2 protein-coding genes are annotated in these 1,285 nt (G+C 66.8%); both read left to right on the top strand.

The window, feature by feature from the left end; all coding sequences use genetic code 11:
• The first annotated feature begins 68 nt into the window (after positions 1 to 68).
• Positions 69 to 368 (top strand): transposase, encoded by a 300-nt coding sequence (locus ABZT06_RS50590; RefSeq protein ID WP_355756727.1) that lies wholly within the window; start codon positions 69 to 71, stop codon positions 366 to 368.
• On the top strand, positions 365 to 1,252 hold the full coding sequence (locus tag ABZT06_RS50585; protein ID WP_355756725.1) for an IS3 family transposase: 888 nt from the start codon (positions 365 to 367) through the stop codon (positions 1,250 to 1,252). The genes ABZT06_RS50590 and ABZT06_RS50585 overlap by 4 nt, the downstream gene beginning before the upstream one ends.
• Positions 1,253 to 1,285: the final 33 nt, after the last annotated feature.

The raw sequence follows: 1,285 nt of genomic DNA, 5'->3' as shown, positions 1-1,285 counted from the left end.
CTGAAGCTTCCCCTTGATCGTGGACACCTGGAGACTGGAACCTGAGGTTCCAGAGGAAGTAGCACCAGGTGGGAAGCAAGTACACGAAGCGGTACACGGAGGAGTTCAAGCGGGACGCCATCGCGCTCGTCGACTCCTCGGGCAAGACGGTCACCGCGGTGGCCCGGGAACTGGGCATCAGCTCAGAATCCCTGCGCGGCTGGTACCGCCAGGCCAAGGCCGACCGAGGCGGTGGCCAGGGCGGCGAGCTGACCAGCGCCGAGCGTGAGGAACTGCGGCGGCTACGCAAGGAGAACCGCGAACAGCAGCAGACGATCGAGGTCCTGAAAAAAGCGACCGCCTTCTTCGTCAAGGAGAACGACCGGTGAGCGAGTTGTGCCGGTTCATCCACGCGGAGAAGGCGAACTACCCGATCACGCTGTTGTGCCGCGTACTGCACGTGGCCCGCTCCTCCTACTACGCCTGGCGCGAGGGCGAGGCCGCCCGCCGTGCCCGGCAGGCCGCCGACGACGCACTCGCCCACGAGATCACCGTGCTGCACCTCGCCTCCCGTCGCACCTACGGCGTCCCACGCATCCACGCCGAACTGCGCCGCCGCGGGCGGCGGGTGAACCGCAAACGCGTCGCCCGCCTGATGCGCGAGCGCGACATCCGCGGCGTCACCCGGCGCAAACACCGCTCGCTGACCCGGCCGGACAAGAAGGCGAAGCCGGCCCCGGACCTGATCGGTCGCGACTTCCATGCCGAGCGCCCCGGCACCAAGCTGGTCGGCGACATCACCTGCCTGCCCACCGCAGAGGGCTGGCTCTACCTCGCCTGCTGGCTGGACCTGGCCACCCGCGAGGTCGTCGGCTATGCCATGGCCGACCACCACCGCGCCGAACTCGTCCTCGACGCCCTGGACATGGCCCACGGCCGCAGCCACCTGGAGTCAGGCTGCGTGATCCACAGCGATCGCGGCAGCGAATACACCTCGACCCAATTCCGCTCCCGAATAAGGGAGTTGGGACTTCGGCAGAGTTACGGACGCACCGGATCTTGCTTCGACAATGCCGCCGCGGAGAGCTTCTGGGCCCTGCTCAAGGAGGAGATCGGCACTCGCACCTGGCCCGACCGGGCCACTGCCCGCGCCGAGGTCTTCAACTTCATCGAGACCTTCTACAACCGCCGCCGCCTGCGCAAACACAAGATCTTCGGCTACCTCACCCCAGCCGAGACCAGACAACGGCACCAACACGCCCTCACGGCATAACCATCGAGTGTCCAAGATCACGGGGAAACTTCA

Origin of the sequence: Streptomyces sp. NPDC005483, assembly GCF_040606035.1 — a bacterium.
GTDB lineage: Bacteria > Actinomycetota > Actinomycetes > Streptomycetales > Streptomycetaceae > Streptomyces.
The sequence above is the reverse complement of the archived record's forward strand: the minus strand, read 5'-3'. Positions and strand labels throughout refer to the sequence as shown.